This window comes from Neisseria sp. P0021.S007, assembly GCF_051956855.1.
Window position 1 is genome coordinate 1 of sequence record NZ_JBQCXA010000043.1, and the last position, 1,705, is coordinate 1,705.

Annotated in this window: 1 protein-coding gene; it reads left to right on the forward strand. The window is 48.9% G+C overall.

Annotated elements, in window-relative coordinates:
- On the forward strand, positions 1-1,543 hold a 1,543-nt coding region (locus tag ACTHUR_RS10920; RefSeq protein ID WP_440398583.1), incomplete at its 5' end, for a transferrin-binding protein-like solute binding protein.
- Positions 1,544-1,705: the final 162 nt, after the last annotated feature.

Here is a 1,705-nt window from a genome sequence, read left to right on the forward strand (position 1 = left end):
AGGTTTTGGCGGCGAAGGCAAAGTAATGGGCAAGGCTTTGGATGGCGGTGTCTTGGTAGCGAAAAAACGTGAAACCGGCGATTTGGAATATGCAAAAACCGAAGCTCCGACTGCCTCGGATAAAAACAGCGTCGTACTTGATGGTGTCGCCATTAATACCAAAGACGTTAAAGCAGGTGAGTTCACGTTGGGCGAAAGAAGTACGAACGGCGGTAAAGCCGATGCAGCACAATATGCGGTACACAGCGGCGACCTGCTGCCTGACGTTCGTTACGGCGGTGTTGCCGATGTCAGCGATCTGCGTGATGTGAAACAGGCGTTGTTTGTCCAAGGCACGCCATCAGGCAGCGATACCGTTGCAGCCCAAAGAGGGGATGCAACCTATAAAGGCATCGGCCTGCATTTCCCAAACGGACTGCCGATCGATACAAGAGGTCTGCAAGAAATTTTTGAAACCGGTTCGCAAGCCAAGCTGGCCAATCTGTATTCTGCCGCCAAAGCAACCGATGTTACCGCAAGAGTCAATTTCGACCAAAAAACCATCAATGTCGGCATCAACCGCTATTCCGATCAAACGGTTGGCGGTGGTAGCGGTGGCGATAGGATTGCAGGTGTCGTCAAATCCAATGCGCGCGATATGGCGGAAAATTTGTCTTTCAATGGCGATTTGCACGGCAACACCTTCTCCAACAAGCAAGGTACGATGCAAGGCGGATTCTTTGGCGCGAAGGCAGACCAACTTGCCGGTACATATAGTGCGGCAGGCAAAAACCAACGTGATGAAGACGTAGTGGCGCGCGGTGTGTTTGGTGCAAAACGCCAAGATGCGGCAGCTCAAGCAGGCGGACAGCCTGATGCGCCGGTTGCCAAACCTGATGCGCCCGTAACCAAACCTAAAGATGATGCCGCCGCAGCTGAATTGAAAAAAGGTGAAACAGGCGAGCAATACTTCTTATCGAATATCGCCGATTTGACCAAAGTCGTTATCAACGGTACGACAATCGCTTTGTCACCTGTTACCAACAAGCTCTATCGAACTGAATTGGGTTCGGACTACAAATCGTTTGTTGCTTCAGGCAATTTGAGCAATGTTGTCTTCGGTGCGGCAAAACTTGCCGATAATGCCTACTCCTTGTTTGTTCAGGGGGTAATGAGTGCCTCTCTACCGTCAGGGACAGCCAAGTATGCCGGCGATGTGTTGAATTTCCGTGCCCGCAACTTGGATAATAAGGAAAACTGGGTGGGTGATACAGGAGGCTACCGTACTACCGGTTCGTTTACCGCAGATGTCAACTTCGATACCAAGACTATCGCAGGTAAAATCAATAGTGGTGACAGATGGTTCATGAATGAACGAGCCTTTACTGCAGATATTACAGGCAGCAGCTTTAACGGTAAATGGACTTCTTCAGATGCACAAGGCTCTGTAACTGGCGGATTCTACGGTGACAAAGCTGCCGAAATGGCGGGACGATACAGTTATCATGACAAAGAAGATAAAAGTAACAATGCCTTCGGTGTATTCGGCGGCAAAAAACAATAACTGTCTGTTTAAGCTGAAAACAAACCGCTCGAAAGGGCGGTTTGTTTTTGATCGGATAGGATTTTCAGACGACCTTTTACGGTAACAACAATCTAGAGAGCAATTTACCCGCTAAAAGGTCGTCTGAAAACCTTGAATCTTATTTTCAGATAATCTGAGACC